The sequence below is a fragment of the Aeromicrobium sp. CFBP 8757 genome, from assembly GCF_014841755.1.
Lineage (GTDB): Bacteria > Actinomycetota > Actinomycetes > Propionibacteriales > Nocardioidaceae > Aeromicrobium.
This window is the reverse complement of the sequence record NZ_JACYUM010000004.1, coordinates 73,935-89,602: the sequence shown is the minus strand read 5'-3', so window position 1 is coordinate 89,602 and position 15,668 is coordinate 73,935. Positions and strand designations below refer to the sequence as shown.

Sequence of the window (15,668 nt, the reverse complement as noted above, 5' to 3'; positions counted from 1 at the left end):
CAACTCGGATCGCGACATCCGGCCTGTGACCGAGACGACGAGGCATTTCGCCGCTACCGTGGATGCCACGTCGTCTCGGTCGCTCCGGGTCCGGCCCCCCGTCACGACAGCGGCCGATGGTGCGCCGCTTCAGCAACACCCGCCTCACGGCAAGAAGGGACTCTCCCCATGGCACGCATTGGTGAAACCGCCGATCTGCTGAAGTGCTCGTTCTGCGGAAAGAGCCAGAAGCAGGTCAAGAAGCTCATCGCGGGCCCCGGCGTGTACATCTGCGACGAGTGCATCGACCTGTGCAACGAGATCATCGAGGAGGAGCTCGCCGAGGGTGCCGAGCTGAGCCTGGGCGAGCTGCCCAAGCCGCACGAGATCTACGACTTCCTCAACGGCTACGTGATCGGTCAGGACGGCGCCAAGAAGTCGCTGGCCGTCGCGGTCTACAACCACTACAAGCGCGTGCAGGCGCAGACCTCGGGCGGGCGTGGCAAGGACGACCAGGTCGAGCTGGCCAAGTCCAACATCCTGATGGTCGGCCCCACGGGCTGCGGCAAGACCTACCTGGCCCAGACGCTCGCGCGCATGCTCAACGTGCCCTTCGCGATCGCCGACGCCACGGCGCTGACCGAGGCCGGCTACGTCGGCGAGGACGTCGAGAACATCCTGCTCAAGCTCATCCAGGCCGCCGACTACGACGTCAAGAAGGCCGAGACGGGCATCATCTACATCGACGAGGTCGACAAGATCTCGCGCAAGAGCGAGAACCCCTCGATCACCCGCGACGTGTCGGGCGAGGGCGTGCAGCAGGCGCTGCTCAAGATCCTTGAGGGCACGACGGCCTCGGTGCCGCCGCAGGGCGGGCGCAAGCACCCGCACCAGGAGTTCATCCAGATCGACACGACCAACGTGCTGTTCATCGTGGGCGGCGCCTTCGCGGGCCTCGACCAGATCATCGAGCAGCGCAGCGGCAAGATGGCGCTGGGCTTCAGCGCGGCGCAGCAGGACATCGGCGCCAAGGCCGAGCCGCACAAGCTCTACAGCAAGGTGCTGCCCGAGGACCTGCTGAAGTTCGGCCTGATCCCCGAGTTCATCGGTCGTCTCCCGGTCATCGCGGCCGTCGACAACCTCGACAAGGACGCGCTGGTCGCGATCCTGACCCAGCCGCGCAACGCCCTGACCAAGCAGTACGTCCGCCTGTTCGAGATCGACGGCGTCGAGCTCGAGTTCAGCGCCGACGCCAGCGAGGCCATGGCCGATCTGGCCCTGGCGCGCGGCACGGGCGCCCGTGGCCTGCGCTCGATCATCGAGTCGGTGCTCGAGCCGGTCATGTACGAGATCCCGAGCCGCGACGACGTCGCGAAGGTCATCGTCAACGCGGCCACGGTGGCCGGCACCGAGGGCCCGCAGATCCTGACGCACGACGAGGCAGCCAAGAAGGCTTCCTAGCCGTCCGCGGGGCTGCCATACTCCACGTCGTGACCCGTCATGACGTGGAGTTCTCGTCCGACGACGAGCGCTGTGCCGCCTGGTTCTACCCACCCCGCAGCGGATCGGCCCCGGCCCCCGTCGTGGTCCTCGGCATCGGCCTCGGCTCGATCAAGGAGATGGGCCTCGACCGGTACGCCACGGCGTTCCAGGAGCACGGCTTCGCCGCTCTGGCCTTCGACCACCGCTCGTTCGGTGCCAGCACGGGCGAGCCGCGCCAGGTCATCGACGTCGCACGGCAGCTCGACGACTGGCGTGCCGCGATCGCCTTCGCGCGGACGCTGCCGGGCGTCGACCCCGCCCGCGTCGTGGTGTGGGGCACCTCGTTCGGCGGCGGACACGCGTTGACGCTGGCGGCCGAGCAGCCGCCGGGAGTCGTCGCGGCGATGGCGCAGTGCCCGTTCACCGACGGCATCGCCTCGGCGGCCGTGATGAGCCCGTCGAGCGCCCTGCGGGTGGGCCCGCGTGCCCTCGCCGATCTCGTCGGCGCCCGCCTGGGGCGCCGTCCGATCATGATCCCGACGGCGGGCCCGCCGCACGCCGCGGCCCTCATGACGTCCCACGACGCCGTGCCGGGCTTCCTGGCCCTGGTGCCGCCCGAGGCGTCCGGCCGGTTCGTCAACCGGGCGGCGGCGCGCATCGGCCTGCGCATCATGGGCTACCGACCCGGTCGACGGCTGCGCCGCGCCCGGGTGCCGATCTTCGCCGCCGTGTGCCTGCACGACACCGTCGCGCCGTCCCGCACCGCCCTGCGGCAGCTGCGTCGCGCCCCGGACGTCGAGATCAGGACGTACGAGACCGGGCACTTCGCGATCTACCAGGATCCGTGGTGCGGTCCCGCCGTGGCCGACCAGCTCGACTTCCTCGATCGGCGGGTGCCGTTGGGCGGCTGAGTGCGATCACCGCAGCCCTTGGCGCACCGCCCCGGACCGCTACGTTGGTCGCATGACCTCCGTCGACATCGCCCTGCTGGGAGCCACCGGATTCACCGGCGGCCTGACCGCCGACTACCTCGGCACGCACCTGCCGCCCGGTGCCTCGTGGGCGATCGCGGGACGCAACCAGGCCAAGCTCGAGGCCGTCGCCGACCGGGTCGAGACCCTCGGCGGCGTGCGCCCCGAGATCATCTCGGCCGAGACCGGCAACGCCGACTCGATGGCCGCGCTGGCCGGCAGCACCCGGGTGCTGATGACGACGGTCGGCCCGTACGTCCAGCTGGGAGAGCCGGCCGTGAAGGCCGCGGCCGAGGCCGGCATCGCGTACGTCGACCTGACCGGCGAGCCGGAGTTCGTCGACGCGATGTGGCTGAAGTACCACGAGACGGCGCAGCGCACGGGTGCGCGGCTCGTGCACGCCTGCGGATTCGACTCGATCCCGTACGACCTCGGCGTGCTGTTCACGGTCGAGCAGCTGCCCGAGGGCGTCCCCCTGGACGTCAAGGGCTACATCCGCGCCGGCGGCACGGCGTCGGGTGGCACGTACCACTCCGCGATCGGGGCGTTCTCGCGCCTGCGCCAGTCGGCCCGGACGGCGGGGGAGCGCAAGCGGCTCGAGGGACGTCCTGACGGCCGCCGCGTGCGCGGCGGCGGCACGATCGGGCGCGGTGCCGGCGGCAGGGGGTGGGCGCTGCCGCTGCCGACGATCGATCCGCAGATCGTGCTGCGCTCGGCCCGGTCGCTGGAGCGGTACGGACCGGAGTTCACCTACTCGCACTTCGCCCAGTTCAAGAGGCTGCCGATGCTGGCCGCCACGATCGGTGGTGGCGCGGTGCTCATGGCAGGTGCGCAGCTGCCCCCGACCCGGGCGCTGCTGCTCAAGCTCAAGTCGCAGGGCGACGGTCCGGACGAGCAGAAGCGCGCCTCGTCGTGGTTCTCGCTGCGCCTGATCGGCGAGGGCGGTGGCACGACGGTCACGACGGAGGTCTCGGGCGGCGACCCGGGCTACACCGAGACCGCCAAGATGCTGAGCGAGTCGGCGCTGTGCCTGGCCTTCGACGACCTGCCTGACGTCTCGGGCCAGACCACCACTGCCGTCGCGATGGGCGACGCCCTCATCACGCGCCTGCGCGACGCGGGCATCACGTTCCGCACGCTCTGACGGTTCGCCGAGTGGTGCATCCCGGCCCCGGAGTGGTGCGGTGTGGACGGACACGCCGTCCCAGAACGTCCAGGACGCACCACTCGCGGGTCGGGGTCAGGCGGGGGTGGGGGTCGCGACGACCGTGAAGCCCGTCGCGGACTCGTCGGCGGTGAGGGTCGGCTCGGCCGTGACGCGGCCGGCGGCCCGGACGTCGGCGAAGGCCGCGGCGAGGAGGTCGAGCTGGGCCTGGCTGCCGGTGACCGTCAGCTCGGAGATCTCGGTCTTCTGGCTGACCTTCGCGACCGACTTCGCGCCGCGGATGTCGGCCAGGACGGTCGCCGCCGCGGCCAGCACGCCCGGGTCCTGCTCGGGAGTCGTCAGGTCGGTCGACGCGACGGGCCACGCGGCGCGGTGGATCGAGCCCTCCTGCCACCACGACCAGACCTCCTCGGTGACGTAGGGCAGGAACGGTGCCAGCAGGCGCAGCTGCACCGACAGCGCCAGCACGAACGCGGCCTTCGCCGACGTGCCGCCGGCGTCGTCGCGCCGGGCGCGCTCCTTGACGAGCTCGAGGTAGTCGTCGCAGAAGTCCCAGAAGAACTTCTCGGTGACCTCGAGGGCCGTCGCGTAGTCGTAGGCGTCGAAGGCCGCGGTGGCCTCGTCGACGACACCGCGCAGCCGGCTCAGCATCGCCTGGTCGATCGCCTCGGTGACGCGCGCGGCGTCGAGGTGCGAGGCGTCGGCACCGAGGCCGTACTGCTCCTCGGGGGCCAGCACGAACTTGCTGGCGTTGAGCACCTTCATGGCCAGGCGGCGCCCGACCTTCATCTGCTGCTCGTCGAACGGGGAGTCGGCGCCCGGTCGGGCACCGGCCGCGCGCCACCGCACGGCGTCGGCACCGTACGTGGCGAGGATCGTGTCGGGGACGACGACGTTGCCGACCGACTTGCTCATCTTCTTGCGGTCGGGGTCGACCACGAAGCCCGAGATCGAGGCGTGCGTCCACGGGGCGGTGCCGAACTCCTGGTGGGACCGGACGACCGACGAGAACAGCCACGTGCGGATGATGTCGTGGGCCTGCGGTCGCAGGTCCATCGGGAACGTCTTGGCGAACAGCTCGGGATCGCGCTCCCACCCGCACACGAGCTGCGGGGTCAGGGACGACGTCGCCCACGTGTCGAGGACGTCGGGATCGGCGGCGAAGCCGCCGGCCACGCCGCGCTGCGACTCCTCGAAGCCCGGGGGTGTCTGCGAGGCCGGGTCGACCGGCAGCGTCTCCTCGGCGGCGAAGATCGGGTCGTCGTAGTCGGGCTCGCCGTCGGCGTCGAGCCGGTACCAGACGGGGAACGGGATGCCGAAGAACCGCTGGCGGCTGACGAGCCAGTCGCCGTTGAGGCCCTCGATCCAGTTGGTCAGGCGCGACTGCATGTACGACGGGACCCACTCGATCTCGTCGCCGCGGGCCACGAGGGCCGAGCGCAGGTCGGCGTCGCGTCCACCGTTGCGGATGTACCACTGACGCGTGGAGACGATCTCGAGGGGCTTGTCGCCCTTCTCGTAGAAGTTGGCGACGCGCTGCGTCGGCGTGGGCTCGCCGTCGAGGTCGCCGCTGTCGCGCAGGGCCGCCACGACGAGCTCGCGGGCCGAGAACGTCGTCTTGCCGGCCAGCTCGGCGAACAGCTCACGTCCGGCCTCGGTGGCGATCCACTCGGGCACCTCGCGCAGGATGCGGCCGTCGCGGCCGATGACGGTGCGGTTGGCGAGCTGGAACTCACGCCACCACTGCACGTCGGTCAGGTCGCCGAACGTGCAGCAGTGCACGATGCCCGATCCCTTCTCGGGGTCGGCGAGCGTGCTGGCCAGGACCGGCACCTCGACGCCGAAGATCGGCGACGTGGCGCTGGTGCCGAACAGGTGCCGGTACCGCTCGTCGTCGGGGTGGGCGATGATCGCGACGGCCGCCGGCGTGAGCTCGGGTCGGGTCGTCTCGACGTGGTGGGTCGAGCCGTCGGAGAAGTGGTACGCGACGCGGTGGTAGGCGCCGGGGTAGTCGCGGGCCTCGAGCTCGGCCTGCGCGACGGCGGTCTGGAACGTGACGTCCCACAGCGTCGGGGCGTCCTGCGTGTACGCCTCCCCGCGGCCGACGTTGCGCAGGAAGGCCCGCTGCGACACGACCTGGGCGTTGTCGCCGATCGTCGTGTAGGTCTGCGTCCAGTCGACGCTGAGGCCGAGCGTGCGCCACAGCTGCTCGAAGACCTTCTCGTCCTGCAGCACCAGCTCGTTGCACAGCTCGATGAAGTTGCGCCGGCTGATCGGCACCTGCTTCTTCGGGTCGGGCTTCTCGGGCCGGACGAAGTCGGCCTCGTAGGGCAGGGTCGGGTCGCAGCGGACGCCGAAGTAGTTCTGCACGCGCCGCTCGGTCGGCAGGCCGTTGTCGTCCCACCCCATGGGGTAGAACACCTCCTTGCCGCGCATGCGCTGGTAGCGCGCGATCAGGTCGGTGTGCGTGTACGAGAAGACGTGGCCGACGTGCAGCGAGCCCGAGACGGTCGGCGGCGGCGTGTCGATCGAGTAGATCTCGTCGCGCGACCTCGAGCGGTCGAAGGCGTACGTGCCCTGCTCGGCCCACCGGGCGGACCAGGCGGCTTCGAGGCCTTCGAGGACGGGCTTTTCGGGGACGCCGCGCAGTTCGTTGCTCACGACAGGCAAGTCTATGGGGCGGGGCGCGCCGGGCCCACGCCCCTACGCCCGGTGCGCCGGTTCGGGGGGCGCCGGCACGGCGTCGGCGAGGTCCGCCGGGCCGGGGTGGTGGCCGGACCCGTCGGTGCGCCACAGGGCGCTGGGCCACCAGACGTGCCGGCCGATGTCGAGGGTGAGCGCCGTCACGAGCACCGAGCGGACGATGATCGTGTCGAGCAGCACGCCGACCGCCACGACGAAGCCGAGCTCGGCCAGGAACACGATGGGCAGGGTCGCCAGGGCCGTGAAGGTGCCGGCCAGGACGAAGCCCGCGGACGTGATGACGCCGCCCGTCGCGGCGAGACCGATCAGCGCACCGCGACGCGTCCCGTGCCGCAGCGACTCCTCGCGCACCCTCGTCATCAGGAAGATGTTGTAGTCGATGCCGAGCGCGACGAGGAACACGAACGCGAACAGGGGGAACGACGAGTCGGCTCCCTCGAACCCGAACACGTGACGGAACACCAGGGCGCTGATGCCGATCGCGGCGGCGAACGAGACCACGACGGTGAGCAGCAGCATCAATGGGGCGGCGATCGAGCGCAGCAGCAGGGCCAGGATCAGCAGCACCACGACGAGGATCACGGGGATGATGAGCCGGTTGTCGGCGCGGGAGGCCTCCTGGACGTCCTTGTTGACGGCCGTGTTGCCGCCGACCAGCGCATCGGCGCCGTCGACGGCGTCCACCGCGTCGCGCGCCCGGTCGATCGTGGCGAACGCGGTCGCCGAGTCGGGCGCGGACGTCAGCGTGCCCTCGATGTAGGCGACCGGGCTGCCGGCGGGGCTCCGGACGGCGACGCTCGCGGGATCGATGCCGTCGACCCCGGCCAGGGTGTCGGCGACGGCATCGGCCCGGTCGCCGTCGGCGATGACGGCGACGGGCGACCCCGCGCCGCCGGGGAAGTGCTCGGCCAGCTTCTTCTCGGCCACCACGGACGGCTGCTCCTTGGTGAAGCTCTGCTCGTTGGTCAGCCCGTCGGCGTCGAGCTGGACGATGCCGAACGACAGGCCCACCAGCACCAGGGTCGTCACGACCCAGACCGCGCGCGGGGCCCGTGCGATGCGGCGGCCGACCTTCGCCCAGAGCCCGGTCTCGCTCCTGACCGGCTCGCCGAAGCGCGGCACGAAGGGCCAGAAGATCCAGCGGCCGACCACGACGAGCAGCGCCGGCAGCATGACCAGCATGACCAGCAGGGCGCAGGCGATCCCGGCGGCGCCGACCGGCCCGAGGCTGGCGGTCGAGTTCATCTGCGCGAACGTCAGGCACAGCAGCCCGATGATGACGGTGGCGCCGCTGGCCAGGATCGCGGGCGCCGCCCGGTGCAGGGCGTGGGCCATCGCCTCGCGGCGGTCCCGGTAGCGGTGCAGCTCCTCGCGGTAGCGGGCCACGAGCAGCAGCGCGTAGTCGACCCCGGCCCCGAGCACGAGGACGCTCAGGATGCCCTGGCTCTGCCCGTTGACCGTCAGATCGGCGTTCTTGGCCAGCAGGTACACGACGCCCTGGGCGATGCCGACCGCCCCGACACCGCAGAACAGGAACAGGATCGCCAGCTGCAGGCTGCGGTACGTGATGAGCAGGATCACGAACACGATCGCGACGGCCGAGAACAGCAGGATGCCGTCGATGCCCGAGAAGGCCTCGGCCTGGTCGGCACCGAGGGCCGCCGGGCCGGCCAGGCTGACGTCGAGCCCGGCGGCGTCACGATCGGCGATCGCCGCGATGTCGTCGACCCGGTCGGGCAGCATCTCCCACCCGTCGTCGCTCATGCGGATCGTGGCGGTCACCTGGAGGGCCTGCCCGTCCTGGGACGGGACGGGGCCCTCGACGCGGGCGACGTCGTCGACGTTCGCGAGCGACGCGACGTCGGCCGTGGCCTTGGCCAGGTCGGCGGCGGTCGTGCCGCCGTCGCGGACGTACAGGACGATCGCCGGGATGTCGTCGGGATCGGAGAAGGCCGCCGCCCGTTCGATGACCTCGGTCGACTCGGCGTCGCCGGGCAGCCACGACGCGATGTCGTTGTCGACGACCGACGTGAGCTTGCCTCCGAGGGCACCCATGCCCATGAGGAAGACGAGCGACACGCCGAGGACGATCCAGGTGGTCCAGCGGTGGGTGACCCAGGTGGCGACGTTGCGGGACATCGGTGCTCCAGGGGGTGAGAAGGCAGCGAGAACGTGGTACCGGCACCCCGGCTTCAGGCTACGCCCGTGGCGACCCTGAGTCATCCCCTTCGTCCTGCGATACTGGTGGGGATGACACCCACGTACGCGGAGGTCGAGCGCGCGCTCCTCGGCCGCTGGCCCGAGATCCGTCTCGAGCCCTCCCTCGATCGCATCGCCGCGATCTGCCGACTCCTCGGCGATCCCCAGGACGCCTACGCGGTCGTCCACCTGACGGGCACGAACGGCAAGACGTCGACGAGCCGCATGATCGACACGCTGCTGCGGGCGCTCGACCTGCGCACGGGACGCTTCACGAGCCCCCACCTGCAGTCGATGACCGAGCGCATCTCGCTCGACGGCGTGCCGCTGACCGAGGCGCAGTTCGTCGACGCGTTCGCCGACGTCGCCGCCTACGCCCAGATCGTCGACGACTCGTCGCAGCACCCGCTGTCGTACTTCGAGACGATGGTCGCGATGGCGTACGCCGCGTTCGCCGACGCGCCCGTCGACGTCGCGGTCGTCGAGGTCGGCATGGGCGGCTCGTGGGACGCGACGAACGTCGCCACCGGCCAGGTCGCCGTCGTCACGCCGATCGGCGTCGACCACGCGGCCTACCTGGGCGACCTGCCCGAGCTCATCGCGGTCGAGAAGTCCGGCATCATCAAGGCCGGCTCGCACGCCGTGCTGGCCGAGCAGTCGCCCGAGGTCATGGACGTCCTGATGCGCCGCGCCGTCGACGTCGGCGCGATCGCGCTGCGCGAGGGCATCGAGTTCGGCGTCAACGACCGGGTCACGGCGCTCGGCGGGCAGCTGGTCGGCCTGCAGGGCCTGTCGGGCTCGTACGACGAGATCTTCCTGCCGCTGCACGGCGCGCACCAGGCGCACAACGCGGCGTACGCCCTGGCGGCGGTCGAGGCGTTCACGGGCAACAAGCAGCTCGATCCCGACCTGGTGCGCGGCGCGTTCGCGCAGGTGACGTCGCCGGGACGGCTCGAGGTCGTGCGTCGCAGCCCCACCGTGCTGCTCGACGCCGCGCACAACCCCCACGGCGCCGAGGCGACGATCGCCGCGGTGCAGGACTCGTTCTCGTTCAGCCCCCTGATCGGGGTCGTCGGCGTCATGGCCGACAAGGACGTCGAGGAGATGCTCCGGATCTTCGAGCCCGTCATGGCCGAGATCGTCGTGACGCAGAACAGCACCGACCGCGCGATGCCGGCCGACGAGCTGGCCGAGCTGGCCGGCGACGTCTTCGGCGACGAGCGGGTCGTCGTGGTGCCGCGGCTCGACGACGCGATCGAGCGGGCCGTCGCGATGGCCGACGGCGGCGACGGTGGCGACGACGCGATCGGCAGCGGCGGCGTGCTCGTCACGGGCTCGGTCGTCACGGTCGGCGAGGCCCGCGTGCTGCTGGGCGGGACCGTCGCATGAGAGGAGTCGTCGCATGAGAGGCATGTGTGCCGCGATGCTGTCGCTGCAGGCCATCATCCTGGGCCTGTCGGTGCCGGTCATGATCGCGGTCGAGGACGTCCACAAGACGCTCGCGCTGATCCTCGGGCTCGGCCTGGCGGTGCTGTGCGTGCTGGTCGCGGGATCCCTGCGCCGCCCGCAGGCGTACTGGGTCGGTCACGCGATCCAGGCCGGCACGATCGCGCTGGGCTTCCTCGTGCCGGCGATGTTCTTCGTCGGGCTGATGTTCGCGGCCCTGTGGTTCGGGGCGTTCTTCCTGGGTCGCCGCATCGAGGACGACAAGGCCCGCTGGGCCCGCGAGGCCGCCCAGGCCGAGGGACAGGACGACGACGGCGCTCAGCCCGCGTCGTGAGACCCCACCCGCAGGGCCAGCGCGGGGCAGGCCAGCGCGGCTGACCGGGCCGCGCGCACCAGGTCGTCCGGCAGCTCGCGACCGTCGACGACGGGGAAACCCCACTCGTCGAGCGTGATCTTCTCCGGCAGCAGCCGCGAGCACAGCCCGTGCGCGTCGCACCGGGTCCAGTCGACGTCGATCGTGCTCATCGCGATCCCTCCTCGGGGGTCGGCAGGACGGTCGAGGCGGGCAGGCCGCACCGACCGTGGTGCTGGTGGACGGCGAGCTCGTCGGCGAGCGCGTCCAGTGCCGAGCCGACGAAGGCCGCCGATCCGTCGGGGTGTGCGCAGGCGCCCCGTCCGCGGACGAGCGCGAGCCGCCGGCGGGCCGACGCGGCACGGTCTGCGCCCGCGCCCGCCGCCAGGGCCGCGAGGTCGTCCGCGATCGCCGGCAGCCCGAAGAAGCACGGCCCGCACTGCCCGGCGGACTCCGCGGCGAGCCAGCGCGCGACCCGGACGACCTCGTCGACGACGCACGTGCCGGGGTGGGGGCGGGCGATGACGCCGGCGCCGAGGGGTGAGCCCGCGGCGCGCAGGGCGGCCCGGTCGACCGTCAGCCCGTCGACGTCGCGGCGCCACGTGCCGTGGTAGCCGCCGACCAGCACGGGGGCCGTCGTCGCCGGAAGCAGCACCGACAGCGGCGTGCCGTTCGGCACCTCGACGACACCGCGGACGGCCGCGTCGCCCAGCACGGTCAGCAGGCTCGTCCCCGGCTCGGCGGTGCTGCCGGTGCGGGCGTACTCGTCGACGCCCATGCGGCTCAGCAGCGCGAGGTGGGCGAACGTCTCGACGTTCGAGCCGAACGTCGGCAGGCCGTCGACGCCCGAGACGTGCGGCAGCACCCGGCGGCCGCCCGGCACCGCCCGTCCGGTTCGCAGGCCGTTGACGACGGCACGGATCTCGCCACCGACGAACCCGCTCTCTGCGGCGCGGACGACCCGCACGGCGGTCGCGTCGGTCCGCTCCGCGACGGCGTGCACGAGCGAGTCGTGGGCGGCGGCGTCGTGCACCACGATCGTGACGTTCGCCGTGCCGAGCGCGTCCGCGACGACCAGCGCTCCGTCGATCACGAGGTGCGGCGCGCACGTCATGAGCACGCGGTCCTTGCGGCTCGCGGGCTCGCCCTCGCTGCCGTTGAGCAGCACCGCGACGTCGCGTCCGGACGGCATGGCGGCGAGCTTGGCGGTGACGGGGAAGGCTCCGCCGCCGCGGCCGAGCAGGTTGACGTCGCGCGTCGCGGCCACGAGCCAGCTGCGTCGGCGCAGCACGGGCGCGCCGTGCAGCAGCAGGTGCCGGGCGTGGTCGACGCGGCCGTGCTCGGCGACCCCGGCGAGCAGGCGGGGGGCGCCGATCGACGAGACGGGCGTCGTGGGGGAGTCGAGGACGACGGTCATGGGTGGCTCCTGACGAGGGTGCGGGCGGTGGTGAGGGGTGCGCGGCGGGCGGTCGCGTGGTCGCGCAGGCGCAGACCCACCGCGACGGCGACGGCGAGGCCGCAGGCGGCGTAGATCGCGGTCGTCCACGAGGCGCCGGTGTCGGTGCCGGCGAGGATGCCGTGGGCCATCGCCGCGGCCCATCCGGCGTACGCGGCCAGGTGCACGCGGCGCCACGTGCGGGTGGCCCGCGCCGAGGTCGCGAGACGTCCGCGGGCGGCGCCCGACACCGCGACGACCACGAACGCGTAGACCGCGAGCGTCCCGAGGCCGAGGGCGAGCGGACGGTAGCCGGCCGTGAACGGCACGACGGTCGAGGTGAGGGAGACGTCGACGTAGACGTCGAGGACGATCAGCACCGCGTGGGCCAGCAGCGTCGTCAGCCCGAGCACCGCGGCGGAGCGGTGCGCCACCTGCACGAGGAACCGGCGGTCGAGCTGTCGCTCGGTGGGGCGCGCGCGGTGACGGGACGCCAGGGCACCCATCGCCGTCGACGCCGTGAACGCGATCAGGGCGACCATGCCGGTGGCGCGTGCGAGGTACCAGATCATGGCTACGCCGCCCGCGTCTCGGCCGGCCAGTCGCCGACGTGCTGCACGGTGCCGTCGCGTCCGACCAGGCGCGCCGCGACGTCGAGGCTGTGCAGGTGCGGCACCGCGTCGTCGCCCAGCACGAGGGCCGCCGTGCTCGCGGTGTTGGCCCGGACGGCGGTGGGGGCCCAGACCGTGACGGTGCGCCACGGCCCCTCGGCCGGACGACCCGTGCGCGGGTCGATCACGTGGTGCGCAGCGCCGGACGGGGTGCGCCAGCGCCGCGAGATCGTGGACGACGTCGCGAGACCGCCGCGCTCGAGGCCGACGGGCTGCCCGGGCTCGCCCGACCGCTCGCTGACCTGCACCTGCCAGGGCCTGCTGCGCGAGCCGGCGATCGCGACGTCGCCGCCGATCTCGACCAGCACCGCGGTGTCGAGCGACCTCGCGACGCGGCGCGCCGCGACGTCGGCGGTCCACGCCTTGGCGGTCGCGCCGAGGTCGAGGCTCACGTCGGTCGGCAGCCCGACGAGCGACAGCGTCCGGTCGGTGCGCACCGAGGTCCAGTCGGCGCGGGGGAGGGGCTCGTCGTCCGTCATGACCAGCAGGTCGCGGACCGCCGTGATGTCGTCGGCGTACCCGGCGCGCAGCAGGTGGGCGCCGATCGTGGGGTCGACGGCCCCGCCCGACTCCTCGGCCGCGGCCAGCGCGACGTCGAGCAGCTCCATCGTGCGGCGGCGGACGGGCACGAGCCGACCCGCGGCCCGGTTGACCCGCGACACGTCGGACGTCGCGGTGAACCGGTCGGCCGACAGCGCGACGTCGGCCATGAGCGCCACGACCTGCTGCTTGGCCGCCATCAGCGCATCGGGGCGCGTGACGGTCACCCGCACGCGGCACGACCAGTCGGTCCAGATCGCCGACGCGGTCATGACGCGTTGCTCCCGCCGTCGGACGAGCTGCTCGAGCTGCCGGCGTCGGCGCTCGTGAGGCCCGAGCCGGTCGAGGTCGACCCGGAGTCGGTCGTGCCGGAGTCGGACGAGCTCGACCCGGAGGTCGAGCCGGAGTCCGTCGCCGTCGACGTCGTGCCGGTCGAGGTGGAGTCGGTCGGCGTGGAGCTCTCGGACGCGTCGTCGTCGCGGGCGGCGCACGCCGTCAGCGCACCGGTCATCAGGATGCTCGTGGCAGCGATCGCGGCGAGGTGCCGGCGCGACCGCGCCATCAGGTGGGCTCGGGGGCCGTGAGGTGTGGTGGTCATGCGTCCAGCGTCGTCGCCGGGGCGTCAGGCGCGCCTCAGCCGAACGTCAAATGCCGGTCAAATGATGCTGTGAGGAGCCTGCAGGACGAGGCGGACCGTGTGCGACCCGTCGTCGTTCGAGAGCACGTCGAGGTGCCCGCCGGTCGACTCGGCGCAGCTGCGGGCGATGTCGAGCCCCAGGCCGCTCGACCCGCGGTCGCTGCGCCCGCGGCGGGCGGCGCCGAGCGGGATCCCCGGCCCGTGGTCGACGACGTCGATGTCGGCGCCGACGTCGGTGCGCCGCAGGACCACGGCCAGGGCGCTGCCCTCGGGGGTGTGCGCGACGACGTTCTCGATCAGGGCGTCGAGCGCGGCGGCGAGCTCGTCGGCCGTGCACCCCACCGTCGCGGCGGTGCCGGGGTCGACGACCGTGACGTCGCGGGCCTGGTCCTCGGCGAGCGGCGTCCAGAACGCCACCCGCTCCCGCAGCACCTCGCGGGCGTCGCACGACCGGTCGTCGCGCTCGGCGCGGGGCAGACGGGCGTGCTGGATGACGGCGGTCAGCGTCCGCTCGAGCACCGCGACGTGCCGGGCGAGCTCGCGCGAGCGCTCGGAGTCGGGGAGGGCCTCGACGTCGAGCCGGATCGCCGTCATGGGGGTGCGCAGCCGGTGCGACAGGTCGGCGATCGTCTCGCGCTCGGACGCCAGCAGCTCCTCGATGCGCCCGGCCAGCTGGTTGAGCGCCGTCGAGACCTGGGCGACCTCGCGCGCACCCGACACCGGTGCCCGCGCGTCGAGGTGCCCGGCGCTCAGCTCGGTGGCGGTCGCGGCCGTCGCGACCAGCGGCCGGGTCAGGCGACGTGACACGACCTCGGCACCGACGACCGCCACCAGCAGCAAAGCGAGGGCGCCACCGCCGATCACGGCCCACCGCTCGTGCACCTCGTGGTCGACGTCCCCGTCGCTGACGAAGGCCCGCACGAGCGCGCGTCCCGACGTGCTGTCGGCGCCGATGTCGACGAGCCAGCCGCCGTCGACGCGCTCGGTGCGGGGCGCCGAGACCTTGCCGAGGTCGTCGCGGTCGTCGTCGCCGTCCTCGTCGCCGTCGCCGCGTCGAGGGCCGTCCGGCGCGTCGGGCACGTCGTCCGGCAGGGCCGCGCCGACCGACGTGCCGTCGGGCAGCAGCACCGTCACGGCGGTGTCGGTGCGCTCGTTGACGCGGTCGACGTACTTGCCGGCCTGCACGCCCGTGTAGGCGTTGGTCGTCAGGTAGTCCGCGACGCCCTGGGCGACGTACTCGGTCTCGCGGACGACCCGGTCGGACGCCGACTGCTTCAGCGCGATCGCCAGTGGCACCGCGAACAGCACCAGCACGAGCGCCGTGAGCCCCGTCGCGAGGAGCAGGATGCGGCGGCGCAACGTCATGACGGATCGACCAGCTTGACGCCCACCCCGCGGACGCTGTGCAGGAAGCGGGGCTCGGCGGCCGACTCGCCGAGCTTGCGACGCAGCCACGACACGTGGACGTCGACGGTGCGGTCGCCGCCACCCCACGGCAGGTTCCACACGTCGGCGAGCAGGTCGCGCTTCGACACGACCTGCCCCGGACGCTGCGCGAGGTACAGCAGCAGGTCGAACTCCTTGCGGGTCAGCACGAGCGGTGTGCCCGCGAGGTGTGCCTCGCGGCCCTGCGGGTCGATGCTGAGCTCGGCGACGTCGACCGTGCCGACGTGCTCGTGCGCGTCGGTGCGGCCCCGGCGCAGCACGGCGCGGACGCGGGCCAGCACCTGTGCGGCCGAGTAGGGCTTGATGAGGTAGTCGTCGGCGCCGGCGTCGAGCAGGCGCACGATCTCGCGCTCGTCGTCGCGTGCCGTCGCGACCAGCACCGGCACGTCGCCGAGCGAGCGGATCATCGCGAGCACGTCGGCGCCGTCGAGGTCGGGCAGCCCGAGGTCGAGGATCACGGCGTCGGGCGCGAAGTCGCCGAGACGGCCCAGCGCGTCGCCGCCCCGTGCGACGGCCGCGACCGTGACGCCCTGCTGCGTCAGGGCACGGGTCAGGCCCGCGCGGATGTCGTCGTCGTCCTCGACGACCAGGATGCGCAGCATGCAGCGAGCGTAGCCGTCGCGCGGGCATGTCGCGGGAGCG

At 72.7% G+C, this 15,668-nt stretch carries 14 protein-coding genes; 5 read left to right on the top strand and 9 right to left on the bottom strand.

Annotation, left to right across the window (positions count from 1 at the left end):
- Positions 1–168 precede the first annotated feature (168 nt).
- The 3 genes from clpX to IFT73_RS12270 are packed head-to-tail and all read left to right on the top strand — an operon-like array spanning position 169 to position 3,576.
- The gene (clpX, locus tag IFT73_RS12280; RefSeq protein WP_056611594.1) at positions 169–1,440 is read left to right on the top strand and encodes an ATP-dependent Clp protease ATP-binding subunit ClpX; all 1,272 of its coding nucleotides are present in this window, start codon (positions 169–171) and stop codon (positions 1,438–1,440) included.
- A 17-nt stretch (positions 1,441–1,457) separates the two neighbouring features.
- The gene (locus IFT73_RS12275; RefSeq protein ID WP_371811282.1) at positions 1,458–2,372 is read left to right on the top strand and encodes an alpha/beta hydrolase; all 915 of its coding nucleotides are present in this window, start codon (positions 1,458–1,460) and stop codon (positions 2,370–2,372) included.
- A gap of 52 nt (positions 2,373–2,424) precedes the next feature.
- A complete protein-coding gene (locus tag IFT73_RS12270) occupies positions 2,425–3,576 on the top strand; it encodes a trans-acting enoyl reductase family protein (protein WP_192167880.1) in 1,152 nt (383 codons plus the stop codon).
- 96 nt (positions 3,577–3,672) lie between these two features.
- On the opposite strand, the gene valS is transcribed toward IFT73_RS12270, so the two are convergent.
- Both valS and IFT73_RS12260 read right to left on the bottom strand, forming a co-directional pair.
- Positions 3,673–6,258 (bottom strand): valine--tRNA ligase, encoded by a 2,586-nt coding sequence (valS, locus tag IFT73_RS12265; RefSeq protein WP_371811259.1) that lies wholly within the window; start codon positions 6,256–6,258, stop codon positions 3,673–3,675.
- Positions 6,259–6,300: 42 nt separating this feature from the next.
- Positions 6,301–8,439 (bottom strand): MMPL family transporter, encoded by a 2,139-nt coding sequence (locus IFT73_RS12260; protein ID WP_192167878.1) that lies wholly within the window; start codon positions 8,437–8,439, stop codon positions 6,301–6,303.
- A 111-nt stretch (positions 8,440–8,550) separates the two neighbouring features.
- On the opposite strand from IFT73_RS12260, the gene IFT73_RS12255 reads away from it, so the two are divergent.
- Entirely contained in the window at positions 8,551–9,888 is a 1,338-nt protein-coding gene (locus IFT73_RS12255) for a folylpolyglutamate synthase/dihydrofolate synthase family protein (protein WP_192167877.1), read from the top strand.
- 13 nt (positions 9,889–9,901) lie between these two features.
- On the top strand, positions 9,902–10,279 hold the full coding sequence (locus tag IFT73_RS12250; RefSeq protein ID WP_244633413.1) for a DUF4233 domain-containing protein: 378 nt from the start codon (positions 9,902–9,904) through the stop codon (positions 10,277–10,279).
- On the opposite strand, the gene IFT73_RS12245 is transcribed toward IFT73_RS12250, so the two are convergent.
- Genes IFT73_RS12245 through IFT73_RS12215 form a run of 7 tightly spaced genes read right to left on the bottom strand, consistent with a single transcriptional unit; the run spans position 10,264 to position 15,628 of the window.
- A complete protein-coding gene (locus IFT73_RS12245) occupies positions 10,264–10,470 on the bottom strand; it encodes a ferredoxin (protein WP_192167876.1) in 207 nt (68 codons plus the stop codon). The two genes, IFT73_RS12250 and IFT73_RS12245, sit on opposite strands and share 16 nt — an antisense overlap.
- On the bottom strand, positions 10,467–11,714 hold the full coding sequence (locus IFT73_RS12240; RefSeq protein ID WP_192167875.1) for an NADH-ubiquinone oxidoreductase-F iron-sulfur binding region domain-containing protein: 1,248 nt from the start codon (positions 11,712–11,714) through the stop codon (positions 10,467–10,469). The genes IFT73_RS12245 and IFT73_RS12240 overlap by 4 nt, the downstream gene beginning before the upstream one ends.
- Entirely contained in the window at positions 11,711–12,304 is a 594-nt protein-coding gene (locus IFT73_RS12235) for a ferric reductase (RefSeq protein WP_192167874.1), read from the bottom strand. Before IFT73_RS12235 ends, IFT73_RS12240 begins: the two co-directional genes overlap by 4 nt.
- 2 nt (positions 12,305–12,306) lie before the next feature.
- Positions 12,307–13,215 (bottom strand): FAD:protein FMN transferase, encoded by a 909-nt coding sequence (locus IFT73_RS12230; RefSeq protein WP_192167873.1) that lies wholly within the window; start codon positions 13,213–13,215, stop codon positions 12,307–12,309.
- Positions 13,212–13,541 (bottom strand): hypothetical protein, encoded by a 330-nt coding sequence (locus tag IFT73_RS12225; RefSeq protein ID WP_192167872.1) that lies wholly within the window; start codon positions 13,539–13,541, stop codon positions 13,212–13,214. The genes IFT73_RS12230 and IFT73_RS12225 overlap by 4 nt, the downstream gene beginning before the upstream one ends.
- 57 nt (positions 13,542–13,598) lie before the next feature.
- On the bottom strand, positions 13,599–14,945 hold the full coding sequence (locus tag IFT73_RS12220) for a HAMP domain-containing sensor histidine kinase (RefSeq protein ID WP_192167871.1): 1,347 nt from the start codon (positions 14,943–14,945) through the stop codon (positions 13,599–13,601).
- Positions 14,942–15,628 carry a response regulator transcription factor gene (locus IFT73_RS12215; RefSeq protein ID WP_056611632.1) on the bottom strand — a complete coding sequence of 229 codons (687 nt, stop codon included), beginning with the start codon at positions 15,626–15,628 and terminating at the stop codon, positions 14,942–14,944. The genes IFT73_RS12220 and IFT73_RS12215 overlap by 4 nt, the downstream gene beginning before the upstream one ends.
- Between the last annotated feature and the right edge of the window lie 40 nt (positions 15,629–15,668).